General features: G+C 70.4%; 16 protein-coding genes. 7 read left to right on the top strand and 9 right to left on the bottom strand.

Annotated features, from left to right (window positions below; genetic code table 11):
* Positions 1–23: 23 nt before the first annotated feature.
* On the top strand, positions 24–1,469 hold the full coding sequence (locus tag V6V89_RS08485; RefSeq protein ID WP_334618434.1) for a leucyl aminopeptidase family protein: 1,446 nt from the start codon (positions 24–26) through the stop codon (positions 1,467–1,469).
* A gap of 81 nt (positions 1,470–1,550) precedes the next feature.
* Here the strand turns inward: V6V89_RS08485 and V6V89_RS08480 are convergent, their stop codons facing one another.
* Complete coding sequence (locus V6V89_RS08480; RefSeq protein ID WP_334618505.1) at positions 1,551–2,174, bottom strand: O-methyltransferase; 624 nt, start codon at positions 2,172–2,174, stop codon at positions 1,551–1,553.
* Between the two features lie 183 nt (positions 2,175–2,357).
* Between V6V89_RS08480 and V6V89_RS08475 the strand changes: the two genes are divergently transcribed.
* The gene (locus V6V89_RS08475; RefSeq protein WP_334618433.1) at positions 2,358–3,656 is read left to right on the top strand and encodes a S1C family serine protease; all 1,299 of its coding nucleotides are present in this window, start codon (positions 2,358–2,360) and stop codon (positions 3,654–3,656) included.
* 116 nt (positions 3,657–3,772) lie between these two features.
* Positions 3,773–4,198, top strand: a complete 426-nt coding sequence (locus tag V6V89_RS08470) for a preprotein translocase subunit TatB (RefSeq protein WP_334618432.1) — start codon at positions 3,773–3,775, stop codon at positions 4,196–4,198.
* A 6-nt stretch (positions 4,199–4,204) separates the two neighbouring features.
* On the opposite strand, the gene V6V89_RS08465 is transcribed toward V6V89_RS08470, so the two are convergent.
* From V6V89_RS08465 to V6V89_RS08445, 5 genes are all read right to left on the bottom strand, one after another.
* On the bottom strand, positions 4,205–5,347 hold the full coding sequence (locus V6V89_RS08465; RefSeq protein WP_334618431.1) for an Mrp/NBP35 family ATP-binding protein: 1,143 nt from the start codon (positions 5,345–5,347) through the stop codon (positions 4,205–4,207).
* A 200-nt stretch (positions 5,348–5,547) separates the two neighbouring features.
* Positions 5,548–6,114 carry a DUF1003 domain-containing protein gene (locus tag V6V89_RS08460; RefSeq protein WP_334618430.1) on the bottom strand — a complete coding sequence of 189 codons (567 nt, stop codon included), beginning with the start codon at positions 6,112–6,114 and terminating at the stop codon, positions 5,548–5,550.
* A complete protein-coding gene (locus V6V89_RS08455) occupies positions 6,107–7,357 on the bottom strand; it encodes a magnesium transporter MgtE N-terminal domain-containing protein (protein WP_334618429.1) in 1,251 nt (416 codons plus the stop codon). Before V6V89_RS08455 ends, V6V89_RS08460 begins: the two co-directional genes overlap by 8 nt.
* Positions 7,358–7,383: 26 nt before the next feature.
* Positions 7,384–7,860 carry a hypothetical protein gene (locus tag V6V89_RS08450; protein ID WP_334618428.1) on the bottom strand — a complete coding sequence of 159 codons (477 nt, stop codon included), beginning with the start codon at positions 7,858–7,860 and terminating at the stop codon, positions 7,384–7,386.
* Positions 7,861–7,878: 18 nt separating this feature from the next.
* Entirely contained in the window at positions 7,879–8,583 is a 705-nt protein-coding gene (locus V6V89_RS08445) for an HAD family hydrolase (RefSeq protein ID WP_334618427.1), read from the bottom strand.
* A 138-nt stretch (positions 8,584–8,721) separates the two neighbouring features.
* On the opposite strand from V6V89_RS08445, the gene V6V89_RS08440 reads away from it, so the two are divergent.
* Together V6V89_RS08440 and V6V89_RS08435 are read left to right on the top strand one after the other, a co-directional pair.
* A complete protein-coding gene (locus V6V89_RS08440) occupies positions 8,722–9,630 on the top strand; it encodes a DMT family transporter (protein WP_334618426.1) in 909 nt (302 codons plus the stop codon).
* Between the two features lie 87 nt (positions 9,631–9,717).
* Positions 9,718–10,671, top strand: a complete 954-nt coding sequence (locus tag V6V89_RS08435) for an HpcH/HpaI aldolase/citrate lyase family protein (RefSeq protein WP_334618425.1) — start codon at positions 9,718–9,720, stop codon at positions 10,669–10,671.
* A 135-nt stretch (positions 10,672–10,806) separates the two neighbouring features.
* On the opposite strand, the gene V6V89_RS08430 is transcribed toward V6V89_RS08435, so the two are convergent.
* Entirely contained in the window at positions 10,807–11,127 is a 321-nt protein-coding gene (locus tag V6V89_RS08430; RefSeq protein ID WP_442935093.1) for a DUF4190 domain-containing protein, read from the bottom strand.
* 2 nt (positions 11,128–11,129) lie between these two features.
* Positions 11,130–11,540: a DUF4190 domain-containing protein gene (locus V6V89_RS08425; protein WP_334618424.1), complete on the bottom strand. Its 411-nt coding sequence runs from the start codon at positions 11,538–11,540 to the stop codon at positions 11,130–11,132.
* Positions 11,541–11,667: 127 nt separating this feature from the next.
* Here V6V89_RS08425 and V6V89_RS08420 point away from each other — a divergent pair, with 127 nt between their 5' ends.
* Positions 11,668–12,462, top strand: a complete 795-nt coding sequence (locus tag V6V89_RS08420; RefSeq protein WP_334618423.1) for an SDR family NAD(P)-dependent oxidoreductase — start codon at positions 11,668–11,670, stop codon at positions 12,460–12,462.
* Between the two features lie 30 nt (positions 12,463–12,492).
* Here V6V89_RS08420 and V6V89_RS08415 read toward each other — a convergent pair whose 3' ends face one another.
* Positions 12,493–12,996, bottom strand: a complete 504-nt coding sequence (locus V6V89_RS08415; protein ID WP_334618422.1) for a DUF4190 domain-containing protein — start codon at positions 12,994–12,996, stop codon at positions 12,493–12,495.
* 107 nt (positions 12,997–13,103) lie between these two features.
* Between V6V89_RS08415 and V6V89_RS08410 the strand changes: the two genes are divergently transcribed.
* Entirely contained in the window at positions 13,104–14,303 is a 1,200-nt protein-coding gene (locus V6V89_RS08410) for an acyl-CoA dehydrogenase family protein (RefSeq protein ID WP_334618421.1), read from the top strand.
* The last annotated feature ends 2 nt before the right edge of the window (positions 14,304–14,305 follow it).

Raw genomic sequence — 14,305 nt, 5'->3', positions numbered from 1 at the left:
AAGATCCTGGAGGTACACCCGGCGTGCAGCCCATACGCGTCGCGGCGCAGCCGACCGCCGAGCGGACCCTGGTCCTGCCGGTGCTCCCCGGTGCCGCGCTTTCCGACACCGCGCTCCCCGTCACCGACGAGGTGCGCGCTGAGGCGGCCGTCCTCCTCACGGAGGCGACCGATGCCGGTGCAGCGGGCACCGTCCAGGTGCTCGCCCGGCCGCTGCGCACCCCCAGGTGCCTGGTGCTGGCGGGCGTCGGGAGCGGTGACGAGACCGGCTGGCGGGCCGCCGGAGCCGCTGTCAGCAGGGCGGTCACCGCTGAGACGTCGATCACGGTAGCGATGCCGGCTGATGCCAGTCAGGAGGCGGTACGCGGGCTGGCCGAGGGGCTGTGGCTGGCGGCATACACGTTCCGGGTACCCGGCGACGACTCGGTGGCCGCCGGCCCCGAGGTCACGATCGCGGTCGCGGAGCCTGACCGGTACTCGGCCGTGCTGGAAGCCGCCCGCGTCACGGTCGAAGCCACGCTCTTCGCCCGTGACCTGACCAACATGCCGTCGTCCATCAAGGGCCCCGAGTGGCTCGCCAGCGAGATCCGCACGGCCGCCACCGGGCGCCCCGGCGTCACGGTCTCGGTCCGGGAGCCCGACCAACTGGCCTCCGAGGGCTTCGGCGGCATCCTCGCCGTGGGCGGTGGGTCGGCGCGCGGCCCGCGCCTGGTCGAGCTCGCTTGGCAGCCGCCCACCGCGCGGACCCACGTCGTGCTGGTCGGCAAGGGCATCACGTTCGACACCGGCGGCATCTCGATCAAGCCGGTAGACGGCATGAAGCTCATGCGCAAAGACATGGGCGGCGCCGCGGCGATCATCGCCGCCACGCTAGGCGCCGCCGCGCTCCAGTTGCCGGTACGCGTCACCGCGCTCGCGCCGCTCGCCGAGAACATGGTGAGCGGGTCGGCGTTCCGCCCCGGCGACGTGGTGCGCCACTACGGCGGCATGACCAGCGAGTCGACCAACTCCGACGCCGAGGGGCGGCTCGTGCTCGCCGACGCCCTCGTGTACGCGGTGCGGCGCCTGGCGCCCGACCTGCTGATCGACCTCGCGACGCTGACCGGCGCCAACGCCGTCGCCCTGGGCAGGCGCACCGCGGCCGTCTACAGCGACAGCGACGCCCTGGCCGACGCCCTGATCGCCGCCGCCGGTGAGGCAGGCGAGCAAGCGTGGCGGATGCCGCTGCCCGCCGACTACATCGAGTACTTGGGCAGCGACATCGCCGACCTGCTCAGCTATTCGGACCGGGGCGCCTCGTCGGTGACCGCCGCCCTGTACCTGCGCGAGTTTGCCGGCGACATGCGCGACCGCTGGCTGCACGTGGACATGTCGGCTCCATCGTGGGCAGACGCCGCCGACGGCGAGCTCGCCAAGGGCGCCACCGGCTGGGGGGTCCGCACCCTTCTGCGCTGGCTAGCCACGCTGTAATTCTGGCTCGCACGCCTGGGAAGAATTCTGGCTCGCACGCCTGGGAAGAATTCTGGCTCGCACGCCTGGGAAGCGCGCTCGCTAACGCCGGATGGCGGTCAGGAGGCCCTCACCGGTCGGCAGGAGGGCAGAGATCCAGTCGTCTGACTCCCGCACCGCCTTGACCACCTCGCGGATCGTCACGGTCTCCAGGTCGCGGGCGGCCGGGTCGCCGATCCGCCCACCGGCCAGCGCGCCGTTGAGCGCCAGGATGCCGCCCGGCCGCAGCAACCGGCCGGCCGCGTCGACACAAGCGCCGTACTCGGCGGCGTCGGCGTCGACGAACACCATGTCGTACACCCCGTCGGCCAGCCGCGGCAGCACGTCGAGCGCCCGGCCGGTGATGATCCGGGTACGCGACGGCGCGAACCCGGCCTCCATGAAGATTCGCTTGGCGATCCGCTGGTGCTCGTTTTCCACGTCGATGGTCGTCAGAACCCCGTCCGGGCGCATGCCGCGCAGCAGCCATACGCCGCTGACGCCGGTGCCCGTGCCGATCTCGACCACGGCGCGGGCGCTGCCGGCGGCGGCGAGCAGCCGGAGCGCCGCCCCCGCGCCGGGCGCCACCGGGACCAGTCCGACCTCGCGCGCCAGAGTTCGTGCGGTCTGCACGACCAGGTCTTCCGCGACGTACCCCTCCGCGAATTGGAGCGCCTGCGCAGTCAACAAACCGCCAGAGCGAGCGACCGTTGTGATAGCGAACCTCCTGCGGCGGGTACCGTCGAGGTTTCAGCCTAGCGGCGATCGGCCCCGCCGACGCATCCACTGAATGCTTCTCGGCTATCCGTGCAATCCTGGAAGCAAGCGCCGTCCCCGGCCGGCGCCGGGAGTGGACTGGGAGGCCCCAACGTGACCGACGGCTGGAACTGGCGCCAGCCCGGCGGCGCACCGGCACCGGCAGGCCCGCCGTCGCCGGCTCCGCCGGCGCAGACCCGTACCGATGCCGGTTCGCCCTGGTGGTCCGACGCGCTCGCCGACCCGTGGCGGGACCCGTACGCTCCAGCCGCCGTGGTGGTCCGCCCGCCGGACGCCCCCGCCACCGCCCCTGAGCCGGTCACCGATCCAGACGGGGCGTCACCGCGCGGGATGCTGCCCGTGGTCCTGATCGCCGTCTTCGCCGCGCTGCTCGCCGGTTCGCTCGGCGGCGCTCTGGGATACGCGTTCGCGGTCCGCGGCGGCGTCGATGGCGGCACCGTGCTCGGATCCACGGACAATGAGGCCCCGGCTGTCGCCCAGCGTCCACCGGACTCGCTGGCGGGCGTCGCCGAGCGGGTCTCGCCGAGCGTGGTGACCGTCCGGGCACCCGCCGCCGGTGGTCTCAGCGTCGGCTCCGGGTTCGTGGCGACCGAAGACGGGTACGTGATCACGAACGACCACGTCGTCGAGGGCACGAGCGGTCCGGCCACGATCGTCTTCAGCGACGGCTCGACGGCGACCGGCTCGGTTGTCGGGCACGACGCCGAGTCCGACATCGCTGTGATCAAGGTGTCCCGCCCCAACCTGGTGCCGGTGCAGTTCGGCGACTCGGACGCGATCGCGGTCGGTGACCCGGTGCTGGCGTTCGGCTCGCCGCTCGCCCTGGCCAACACCGTCACCTCCGGCATCGTCAGCGCGCTCGACCGCACCATCCAGTCCGGCGAGCCGGGTGGCCAGGTGCGGTACTACGCGGCGATCCAGACCGACGCAGCGGTCAACCAGGGCAACTCGGGCGGGCCGCTGGTCGACGGTGCTGGCCGGGTGGTCGGCGTCAACTCGGTGATCAAGTCGTTGGCCGCGGACGAGGAGGAAGCCGGCAACATCGGCCTCGCGTTCGCTATCCCGATCAACCAGGCGAAACGGGTCGCGCAGGACATCATCGACACCGGTAAGGCTCGCCGCACCGTGATCGGCGCCACGGTCGCGGAGGCGACGCGGGCCCCGGGCGGCGGCGTACGCCTCGCCGCCATCGACGCGGGCGGCCCGGCGGCTGCCGGGGGTCTCAAGGTCGGAGACGTGCTGACCAGGCTCGACGGCCGGCCACTGGAGCAGGGCACCGACCTGATCGCGCTGGTGCGCAAGTACGCGCCGGGCTCCGTGGTCACGGTCGAGTACCGTCGCGGCAGCGCCAAGCAGACGGCCTCGGTGACGCTGGCGGCAGACGCCAAGTAAGCGAACCCGAATGCGGGTCGGCCACCGCCGTGGCCGACCACGACTCCAACCAGGATCGCGAACCGCCGAAGTTAGGGCGTACTCTTGCCCCGCGGCAGGAGAAGGAGGGCCACCAGGTGTTCGAGAATCTGAACTGGTGGGAGATCGGTGCGCTGCTGTTGCTGGCGTTGCTGATCTTCGGTGACAAGCTGCCTAACGTGATCTCCGACGGCTTGCGGATGCTACGCAACCTGCGCGGGATGGCCCGCAACGCGACCACCGATCTGAGCCGTGAGCTGGGCACCGACATCCAGCTCGAAGACCTGCACCCGAAGGCCTTCATCCGCAAGCACCTGCTGAGCGAGGAAGACGAAGCGGCGATCCGCCGCCCGCTGCAGGGCGTCTACGACTCGGTCAAGTCAGACCTCAACGGCGTCAAGACCGACCTCGACGGCGTGCGGGACGAGTTGAAAGACGTTGCCTCGTCCGCCGACTTCCGCAAGGTCGAGCCGGCGCCGGAGCCGCGTCAGATCGCCAGAAGCTTCGACGCCGACGCGACGTAGAGCCCGTTACCGGGGCTTCAGGCCCAGGGGCTTGCCGACCAACGACTCCCTGCGTACGGCCAAACGGTCCGCGACCGCAGAGAGCGCCACCGCCGCCGGCGCCTCCGGGTCGGCGAGCACGATCGGCATACCGGCGTCGCCCGCCTCGCGCACCCGCGTGTCGAGCGGCACCTGCCCGAGCAGCGGCACCGTGGCACCCACCGTGCGGGTCAGCGACTCGGCCACCGTGGCGCCGCCGCCCGAGCCGAAGATCTCCATCCGCTCGCCGGTCGGCAGCTCCAGCCACGACATGTTTTCGATCACGCCCACGAGCCGCTGGTGCGTCTGGAGCGCGATCGCGCCGGCCCGCTCGGCCACCTCGGCGGCGGCGGTCTGCGGGGTCGTGACGATGAGAATCTCGGCGTTCGGCAGGAGCTGAGCCAGGGAGATCGCCACATCGCCCGTGCCCGGGGGCAGATCGAGCAGGAGTACGTCCAGGTCGCCCCAGTACACGTCGGCGAGGAACTGCTGAAGCGCCCTGTGCAGCATCGGCCCGCGCCAGACGACGGCCGCGTTGCCGGCGGTGAACATGCCGATCGAGATGACCTTCACACCGTGGGCCTCCGGCGGCATGATCATGTCTTCGACGCGGGTGGGGCTGCCGTCCGTGCCGAGCATGCGCGGGACCGAGTGGCCGTAGATGTCGGCGTCGACGACGCCCACTGACAGCCCGCGTGCGGCGAGCGCCGCGGCCAGGTTGACGGTGACGCTGGACTTGCCGACGCCGCCTTTGCCGCTGGCGACCGCGTACACGCGGGTGCGCGAGCCGGGCTGGGCGAACGGGATCACTGGCTCTGCCGCCGCGGTGCCGCCGCGCAACTTGGTCTGGAGGGCCTGGCGCTGCTCGGTGCTCATCACCCCGAAGTCGATCTCGACGCCGGTCACGCCGGGAACACTGCCCACGGCGGCGGTGATGTCGGTGCGCAGCTTGTCGCGTAGCGGGCAGCCGGCAACCGTCAGGAGCAGCTCGACCAGCACCACGCCGCCGGCACCGACTGTGGCGGAACGCACCATGCCCAGATCTGTGATCGGGCGGCGGATCTCCGGATCGTCGACGGTGGCGAGGGCGGCCAGTACGGCGTCCTCAATGGTGCTGGCAGGCGCTGACATGTAAGCCATGCTACGTCGGGCGGTACTGGCCTCCCACGCGGGCGGTGGCCGGCAAGGTGAGCATTTTACGCCGCTACCCGACCTTCTGTGGTGTTTTTGAATATTGTCGGTTTCCGGCTGGACGCCGTACCCCCTGAAGTGCGACGATCGTTGAAGAACGCCGCGCGCCCAGCCCCTTGGGGCGCGCGGCCTCTCTATGTCTAGGGCCGGTCGCTGTCCATCTCGTCGAGCGGCTCGTGCAGCGCGTGGCGGGTGCGGCCCGCCGAGCGCGGTGGGCGGCGCTGGGCCTCGCTCATCTCGTCGGCCAGCCGGGTCAGCTCGGAGCGGATGAAGTCGCGGGTCGCCACCTCGCCGATCGCGATCCGCAGCGCCGCGATCTCCCGCGCCAGGTACTCGGTGTCCGCCTTCTGCATCGCGGCCCGCCGCCGGTCCTCCTCCAGCCCCAACCGGTCGCGGTCGGTCTGCCTGTTCTGGGCCAGCAGGATCAGCGGAGCCGCGTACGACGCCTGGAGGGAGAGCATCAGCGTCAGGAAGGTGAAAGTGTACGGGTCGAAGCGCATGTCTGCCGGGGCGAGCGCGTTCCAGCCGATCCACAGCAGGATCACCACGGTCATGTAGACCAGGAACTTCGCCGTGCCCATGTAGCGCGCGATGCCCTCGGACCACTGCCCGAACACCTCGGGGTCGAAGCGGGGCAGGCGCACCCGGCCGGGCTCACGCGGCTGGTCGAGCCGGCGGGTGCGGCTGGTGCTGCGCGACTCAGGCATCGGCGTCTCCGGAGCGGTCCCGCCAGTCCGGCGGCAGTGAGTGGTCGAGTACGTCGTCGACGGTCACCGCGCCGACCAGCCGGTTGGCGGTGTCGACCACCGGCAGCGCGACCAGGTCGTACGTCGCCATCCGCCGGGTGATCTCCGGGAGCGGGGTGTCGGGCTGGAGAGGGTCGATGCCGCTGTCGAGCACGCCGCCGAGGATCTGGGACGGCGCCTCCCGCAGCAAGCGCTGGAAGTGCACGATGCCGAGGAAACGTCCGGTCGGGGTGGCCATCGGTGCCCGCGTCACGAAGATCTGCGCGGCGATGGCGGGCGGCAGCTGTGCCTCCCGGATGCGGGCCAGCGCCTCGGCGACCGTCGCGTCGGGGGTCAGGATGACCGGCTCTGACGTCATCACGCTGCCGGCCGTGCCCTTCTGGTATTTCATGAGCTGCCGGACGGGGTCGGCCTCCTCGGGCTCCATGAGCTCGAAGAGCACCTCCTGCTCGGCGTGGGGCAGCTCCGCGAGCAGGTCGGCGGCGTCGTCCGGATCCATCTCTTCGAGGACGTCCGCGGCGCGCTCCCGGTCAAGCGCCGCGATGATCTCGACCTGGTCGTGCTCGGGCAGCTCTTCGAGTACGTCGGCCAGCCGCTCGTCGTCGAGAGCGGCGGCCACCTCGTTGCGGCGGGAGTCCGGCATCTCCTGCAGCGCGTTGGCGAGGTCGGCCGGGCGCATGCCTTCGAGCAGGGCAAGCAGGTTGGCGGTGCCCTGGGTGTCCGGTACCCCGATGAGCCCGCGCGTCCGGTCCCAGTCGATCTGGCGCAGGTGGCCGCGGCGGGTGAGGCGCCCGGTCTGCTCGCGCACGGCGACCTTGACGAGCGACCACTCGCCGCTTCGGTTGCACTCCATCGCCACGTCGACCACGATGCCGGGCCGGTCGTCGGGTTCGATCGTGACGCGCCGGTCGAGCAGGTCTTCGAGTACGAGCAGCTCGTTGGGGCGCTTTTCGAAGCGGCGCAGGTTGAGCGTGCCGGTGCCGAGCACCACCGAGTCGGCGTCGATGGAGGTGATGCGGTTGATCGGCAGGAAGATCCGGCGGCGCATCGGCATCTCGGCGACCAGACCGACGATCTGCGGCGGCCGGTTGGTGGTGCGCAATCGCGTCACCGCGTCTCGCACCCGGCCGACCTGGTCTCCATTGGGGTCGAACACGGGCAGCCCGGCAAGCCGGGCGATGTAGACCCGCGTCGGCGTCGTCACGAGATCAGCCTAGTGCTGGCCCGGTGTCAGCGGCGGACGCGGTGCAGCCGGAAGGGTTTGCGCGGCCGGCGGGTCGCCGATGTCTCGCGCGGTGGGGCAGCCTCAGAATCATCGCCGCGCTCGACCGGGTCGCCCGCCGGGGTGAGCCGGCTGACCGCGCACTCGGCCGCCCAGCGCGCGGCGAGGTCCACCGCGCTGCCCGGTGCGTTGAGGCGCTTGGTGGCCAGCTGCGGCGCCACCGTCTCCCACTCCTCGGTCTCGGGCATCACGCGCTCGACCGCGGCCGGAAAGGTGACGATGCGACCGCCGTGGTCGCCGCGCAGGGAGACGCTCGCGCGGTTCGTTTCTGCCAGGCCCGGCGCGGACTGCTCGCCCGGCCCGCTGACCACGTACAGCGCCTCGCCGACCGGCAGGCACCACAGCGCGAGCGCGGGCCCGTCGCCGACCGCGACCCAGGCCACGGCCGCCTTCTTCATCGCCTCGGTGACCACCGCGTCGACCATGCAAGCATCTTGCCGTATTTATCCGACGGGGATCGGTGCGCGGCCGACAAGATCGGTCAGTTCGCTCAGCGCGGTCACGCTCGGCCCTGACCACTGGCGGTCGGCGTTGAACACCAGGTGGCTCGCAAGGTCGGGGGCGTCCAGGCGCACCGCGGTCATGCCCAGCTCGGCGGCGCCGGTCAGCTCGTGGCTCCCGCCGTCGCCCACGTACAGGCACTGCTCGGGTGCCACGCCGAGGCGCGCGCAGGCGGCGAGATAGATCTCTGGGGCCGGCTTGCAGTAGCCGATCTCCACCGAGTACGCGTGCGCGTCGAGGAGCGGCGCAACCGGCAGGTGAGGCATCAACGCCGGCAGTTCGTGGGTGCAGTCGCTCACGACAGCGGTACCCAATCCTCGCTGTCGCAGCGCATGGAGCGTGCTCACCGCGTCTGCGCGCAACCGGGTGTCCGCGCTGATGGCCGCGAGCCGGAAGTCGGCCGCGACGCGCAGCGCGCGTGCGGCCGCCGGGCTCGCGCCGGCCTGCTCGCAGACCCATCGGAGGGTGGCCTCCGCCGAGCCGTAAGCGCCGCGCGCACGAGCGTAAAACGACTGATCAAGTACCGCGAACAGGCTGGTCACATCACACCCGAGCGCCTGCGCGACGGCGGCGTGCAAAGGTCCTCGCCGGACCGAATAGGTCAACGTGCCGAAAAAGTCGAAAAGCACCGCACTATACGCGGGCATGACGAAATCAGCCTCCGATGTAGGAAGGGGGTTTTCGAGGCATGACCGGGCGAGCCTAACGGGGGAGCTATCGGGGATCTGTCACCAACGCAGCGTAGTCATGCAATTGCAAGAAGCGACCTGTGAGGATAAACCACCGTGCATCACCGTCCAGATCCGTTGACCTTCGCCGCTCTCACCATCGCCGTGGTCTCGATCTCGTCCTCCGCGCCGATGATCGCGTACGCCGCCGCTCCCGCCCTGGCCCTGGCGGTCTGGCGAAACCTGCTCGCGGCAGGCGTGCTCGCGCCAGTGGCGGTGGTACGGCGAGGGCCGGAACTGCGCGCGCTGGTGCGGGGCGACAGGCGCCGCGAGGGCGGCTACAGCCTGCTTGCCGGTGCCGCGCTGGCGGTGCACTTCGGCGCCTGGATGCCGAGCGCCAAGCTCACCTCGGTGGCGACCGCGACCGCACTGGTCTGCACCCAGCCGGTCTGGCAGGGGCTGATCGCCACCCGTCAGGGTAAGCGGCTGCCCCGGACGACCTGGGTCGGCATCGGGATGGCGGTCGCCGGCGCGGCCCTCGCCACCGGCGCCGACATCGCGGTCTCCGGCAAGGCGATCCTGGGCGACCTGCTGGCCCTGGTCGGCGCGGTGGCGGCGGCGGTGTACACGGCTCTTGGCGAGCGCGCCCGTACCGGGCTCAGCACGACGACGTACACGCTGGTCTGCTACACGATGTGCGCCGTGGGCCTGCTGGCCGTGTGCCTGATCGGCCAGGTGCGGTTGGTCGGCTTCGACTCCGCTACGTGGCTCGTGGTGCTCGGGCTCGTGATCGGCCCTCAACTGCTCGGTCACTCGATGCTCAACTACGCCCTGCACAGGATCTCGGCGACGACCGTCAGCATCCTGGTCCTGCTGGAGGTGCCAGGCTCCGCACTGATCGCCTGGGCCTGGCTGGACCAGATCCCGCCTCTGCCTTCCCTACCCGGCCTGTCCCTGCTGGTGGCAGGCGTGGCGGTAGTGGTCCTGGGCGGCGCCCGCACCCGTGCTCTCCCTCCGCCGCAGTGAGATCCTCCACAGCTTGGTTCTCGGCGGTCGGCGCCCGAGGTTACTGTTGGGTCACATGGACCCTTAGTAACCATTAAGGAGCGCTCGATGGCCGTTGGACGCCCTCGCAGGTCCTGCCTGGCGGTGCCGGGTTCGAGCGTGAAGATGCTCGGCAAGGCCCAGGGACTCCCCGCCGATCAGGTCTTCCTCGATCTTGAGGACGCGGTGGCCCCGCTCGCCAAGCCGGACGCCCGGAAGAACATCGTGGCGGCTCTCAACGACGGCGGCTGGGGCGACAAGATCCGCGTGGTCCGCGTCAACGACCTCACCACCCCATGGACGTACCGCGACGTCGTCGAGGTCGTAGAAGGTGCCGGCGCCAACCTCGACTGCGTGATGCTCCCCAAGGTGCAGACAGCCGCCCACGTGGAGTGGCTCGACCTCACGCTCACCCAGATCGAGAAGACGCTTGGCCTGCCCATCGGCCGCATCGGCATCGAGGCGCAGATCGAAAACGCGGCCGGACTGGTCAATGTGGACGCTATCGCCGCCGCGTCGCCCCGTGTGGAGACCATCATCTTCGGGCCGGCCGACTTCATGGCCAGCATCAACATGAAGTCGCTCGTCGTGGGCGCACTGCACCCCGACTACCCGGGCGACCCGTACCACTACATCCTCATGCGGATCCTCATGGCCGCGCGCATGCACGACAAGCAGGCGATCGACGGGCCGTTCCTGCAGATCCGTGACGTCGACGGGTTCCGCGACGTGGCCAAGCGGTCGGCCGCGCTGGGCTTCGACGGCAAATGGGTGCTGCACCCGGGCCAGATCGACGCCGCCAACGAGATCTACTCACCGTCCCAAGAGGACTATGACCGCGCCGAGCTCATCCTCGACGCGTACGAGTTCTACACCTCGGAGGCGGGCGGCAAGTTGGGCGCGGTGATGCTCGGCGACGAGATGATCGACGAGGCGTCTCGCAAGATGGCGCTGGTCGTGGCCGGGAAGGGCCGCGCCGCCGGCATGAGCCGCACCAGTACTTTCACTCCACCAGTCACCTAGGGAGCGCGCGCTTCGCGGAGCCAGCGGGACCGACCCCGATCAAGGGACATCCCGTCGATCAAGGAAAAACGCACGGAAAGAGATCGAACCACGTGCATTTGCCCTTGATCGATGGGGAGAAGCGCGCCCATTGGGCTAGCTGTCGGACATCGCGCCTATGCAGCCGAGCAGTATGACCGCGCCGAGCAGCGCGGTCACGATCCAGCCGATGATGATGCCGGCGCGGGCCATGCCGTCGCCGCTCTCGCCGCGCTCTGCGATCTGCCGGCGGGCGATGTGGCCCAGGACCGCGCCGATGGGCGCGCTGACGCACACGCTGATCGACGCGAGCGACAGCACCAGCGACGCGATGGCCAGCCCGTTCGTGCGTGGGCCGGGCTGCGGCGGACCGTACTGCGGCGGACCCGGGCGCGGTGGAGGGGCGTACCCGTAGTCGGGCACCTGCGGATCGGTCATCCTCAGAAGTCGTTGGTGGTCGTGGAGCCCGAGTTGATCGCCAGCACGATGATCACGACGTAGAACGCGATCAGCAGGATCATCAGGCCGGTCAGGATCCAGCCGACGATGATGCCCGCGAGCGCCATGCCGTCGCCGCCTTCGCCGCGCTCCCGGATCTGCCGCCGGGCGACGTGGCCGAGGATCGCCCCGACCGGCGCGCTGATGCAGGTGGCTATCCCGGCCAGCGCGCACACCAGCGCCGCGATCGCGAGCCCGTTGGTGGGCGGCGATGCAAGCGGCGGCTGGTAGCCATAGCCCGGGTACACCGGAGCCGGCTGGCCGCTGACCGCGTACGCCGGGTCCTGGTAGCCGGGCTGCTGCTGTGGCCAGGAGGGGTCGCTCCAGTTGCCGGGCTGCTGGGGGTAGCTCATCACGATCTCCGTCGTTGGCAGGTGCCCGACAGGGTAGCGGTACCAGGCCAGGCCCGGTGATCCCCTATTGGGCGCGCCCGGTATCGCATCGTTGCTCGGAATGCCCGGACCGGGCAGGATCGCGGGCATGGACATGATGAGCGCCACCGAGCCCGACATGGTCACTCTGCGGCTGGACGGGCGGGTCGCGCTGGTCACGGGTGCTGGTAGCCCGGACGGGATCGGGTACGCCACCGCGCGGCGGCTCACCAGCCTGGGTGCCCGGGTGGCGATCGTCTCCACGACGCGGCGGATCCACGAACGCGCCAGCGAGCTGGGCGCCACCGGGTTTGTCGCCGATCTGACGGACGAATCCGAGGTGGGCGCGCTGGCCGACGCCGTGGCCGAGCAGCTCGGCGACATCGAGGTGCTGGTCAACAACGCCGGCCTCGCGAGCCGGGCCAGCCCGGAGGTGCTGCGGCCGGTGGCTCAGCTCTCGTTCGACGAGTGGCGTGCGGAGATCGACCGCAACCTGACCACGGCGTTCCTGTGCAGCCGGGCGTTCATCGGCGGCATGGCCGAGCGCGGCTGGGGCCGCATCGTCAACCTGGCCGCGACCGCCGGCCCGGTCAACGCGCTGCCGACCGAGGCGGCCTACGCGGCGGCGAAGGCGGGCGTGGTGGGTCTCACTCGGGCGCTGGCCATGGAGATGGTCGCCGACGGCGTGACGGTCAACGCGGTGGCGCCGGGCACGATCTACACCGCGGCATCCACGGTGGCCGAGCTCAAGCAGGGCCTGGGTACGCCGATAGGGCGCCCCGGCACGCCGGACGAGGTCGCCGCGGCGATCGCGTTCCTCTGCTCACCGGCCGCGTCGTACATCACCGGGCAGATGCTCGTGGTCGACGGCGGCAACAGCGTTCGCGAGGCGCAGTTCCGGTAGTGAGCCGAAGCGCTGCGCCTCGCGGCTGCGTCAGTAGGTGCTGCTGGAGCTGTCAGAGGCGATGGCGAGGATGAACCCGCCGCAGCAGAAGAGCACCGTGAGGCCGGTGAAGATGTAGCTGAGCACAAGGCCGGCGGTGGCCAGGCCGCCACCCTGCTCGCCGCGCTCCTTGATCTGCTTCTTCGCGATGTGGCCGAGCACGATGCCGGCCGGCGCGAAGACGAAGGCGAACACCAGGGACAGGATCGCCATGATGTTGGTGCCCGGCGTCTGGGCGTAGCCACCGGCCGGGTACTGCGGCTGGGCGTACTGCTGGCCACCGTAGGGCTGGCCGCTGTACGGCTGGGCGGGAGAGCCCGGCGGGCCGCTGTGCGGCGCGGCCGGCGAGCCAGGCTGTGCGCCGTAGGGGTCGGAGTATGGATAGGGCTGCTGCGCGTTCGGATCGCTCGGCTGTTGCCCGTATGGCTGTTGCTGATACGGGTCCGGCTGACCGCTTGGCGGCGGATACGTCATCTGCACTTCCTCCTTGTCCACCGGGACGGTACTAGGCCCGGTGAACCTTTTCACACACGTTGTGAGGAGTCGGACCGTGAGACGATACTGAGCGAACGTTTAGTTACCTGCGGGTACGGGAGGTTGACATGGCCCGCCTGGCCCAGACCCCGGGTCTGACCGACGAACAGCGCGCGATCCTGGAGACAGTCCGCGAGTTCGCCGACAAGGAAATCATCCCGCACGCGCAACACCTGGAGCACGCGGACGAGTACCCCGCGGACATCGTCGACGGCATGCGCGAGATGGGCCTGTTCGGCCTGACCATCGCCGAGGAGTACGGCGGGCTCGGCGAGTCGCTGCTGACGTACGCGCTGGTCGTCGAGGAGCTGTCGCGCGGGTGGATGTCGATCTCCGGCATCGTCAACACCCACTTCATCGTGGCGTACCTGGTCTCCCAGCACGGCTCGCCGGAGCAGAAGGCCAGCCTCCTGCCGCGGATGGCGACAGGCGACGTGCGGGGCGCGTTCTCGATGTCGGAGCCGGGCTGCGGGTCGGACGTGGCGGCCATCCGGTCCCGTGCCGAGCGCGACGGCGACGACTTCGTCCTCAATGGACAGAAGATGTGGCTGACCAACGGCGCGTACTCCTCCGTGGTGGCCACGCTCGTGAAGACCGACACCGGCGCCGACTCGGTGTACGGCAACATGACGACGTTTCTGCTGGAGAAGGAGCCGGGCTTCGGCGAGACGGCACCGGGCCTCACCATCCCCGGCAAGATCGAAAAGATGGGATACAAGGGCGTCGAGACCACCGAGATGATCCTCGACGGCGTCCGGGTGCCCGCCTCGACGGCGCTCGGCGGTGCCGAGACCGGCGTCGGGCGCGGCTTCTACCAGATGATGGACGGCATCGAGGTGGGCCGCGTCAACGTGGCCGCCCGCGCGTGCGGCATCTCGATCCGGGCGTTCGAACTGGCCGTGGGGTACGCCCAGCAGCGGCAGACATTCGGCGCGCCGCTCGCCAAGCACCAGGCGATCGCGTTCAAGCTCGCCGAGATGGGCACGAAGATCGAGGCGGCGCACGCGCTGATGGTGAACGCCGCGCGCCTCAAGGACTCCGGCGCGCGCAACGACGTCGAGGCGGGTATGGCGAAGCTGCTCGCGTCCGAGTACTGCGTCGAGGTCGTCCAGGAGTCGTTCCGCATCCACGGCGGCTACGGGTACTCCAAGGAGTACGAGATCGAGCGGCTCATGCGCGAGGCGCCGTTCCTGCTGATCGGCGAGGGCACGAGCGAAATCCAGAAGACGATCATCTCCCGAGGCCTCCTGAAGGAGTACCGCGGCTAGCG

Origin of the sequence: Micromonospora sp. CPCC 206061, from assembly GCF_036906915.1 — a bacterium.
GTDB lineage: Bacteria > Actinomycetota > Actinomycetes > Mycobacteriales > Micromonosporaceae > Phytohabitans.
This window is presented reverse-complemented; position numbering and strand designations above follow the sequence as displayed.

Bases quoted from the DNA above. Each gene is read 5' to 3' on its own strand.
- V6V89_RS08465 (WP_334618431.1), bottom strand. From the start codon at position 5,347: ATGTCAGCGCCTGCCAGCACCATTGAGGACGCCGTACTGGCCGCCCTC.
- V6V89_RS08460 (WP_334618430.1), bottom strand. From the start codon at position 6,114: ATGCCTGAGTCGCGCAGCACCAGCCGCACCCGCCGGCTCGACCAGCCG.
- V6V89_RS08450 (WP_334618428.1), bottom strand. From the start codon at position 7,860: ATGGTCGACGCGGTGGTCACCGAGGCGATGAAGAAGGCGGCCGTGGCC.
- V6V89_RS08445 (WP_334618427.1), bottom strand. From the start codon at position 8,583: ATGCCCGCGTATAGTGCGGTGCTTTTCGACTTTTTCGGCACGTTGACC.
- V6V89_RS08435 (WP_334618425.1), top strand. From the start codon at position 9,718: ATGGCCGTTGGACGCCCTCGCAGGTCCTGCCTGGCGGTGCCGGGTTCG.
- V6V89_RS08430 (WP_442935093.1), bottom strand. From the start codon at position 11,127: ATGACCGATCCGCAGGTGCCCGACTACGGGTACGCCCCTCCACCGCGC.
- V6V89_RS08425 (WP_334618424.1), bottom strand. From the start codon at position 11,540: ATGAGCTACCCCCAGCAGCCCGGCAACTGGAGCGACCCCTCCTGGCCA.
- V6V89_RS08420 (WP_334618423.1), top strand. From the start codon at position 11,668: ATGGACATGATGAGCGCCACCGAGCCCGACATGGTCACTCTGCGGCTG.
- V6V89_RS08410 (WP_334618421.1), top strand. From the start codon at position 13,104: ATGGCCCGCCTGGCCCAGACCCCGGGTCTGACCGACGAACAGCGCGCG.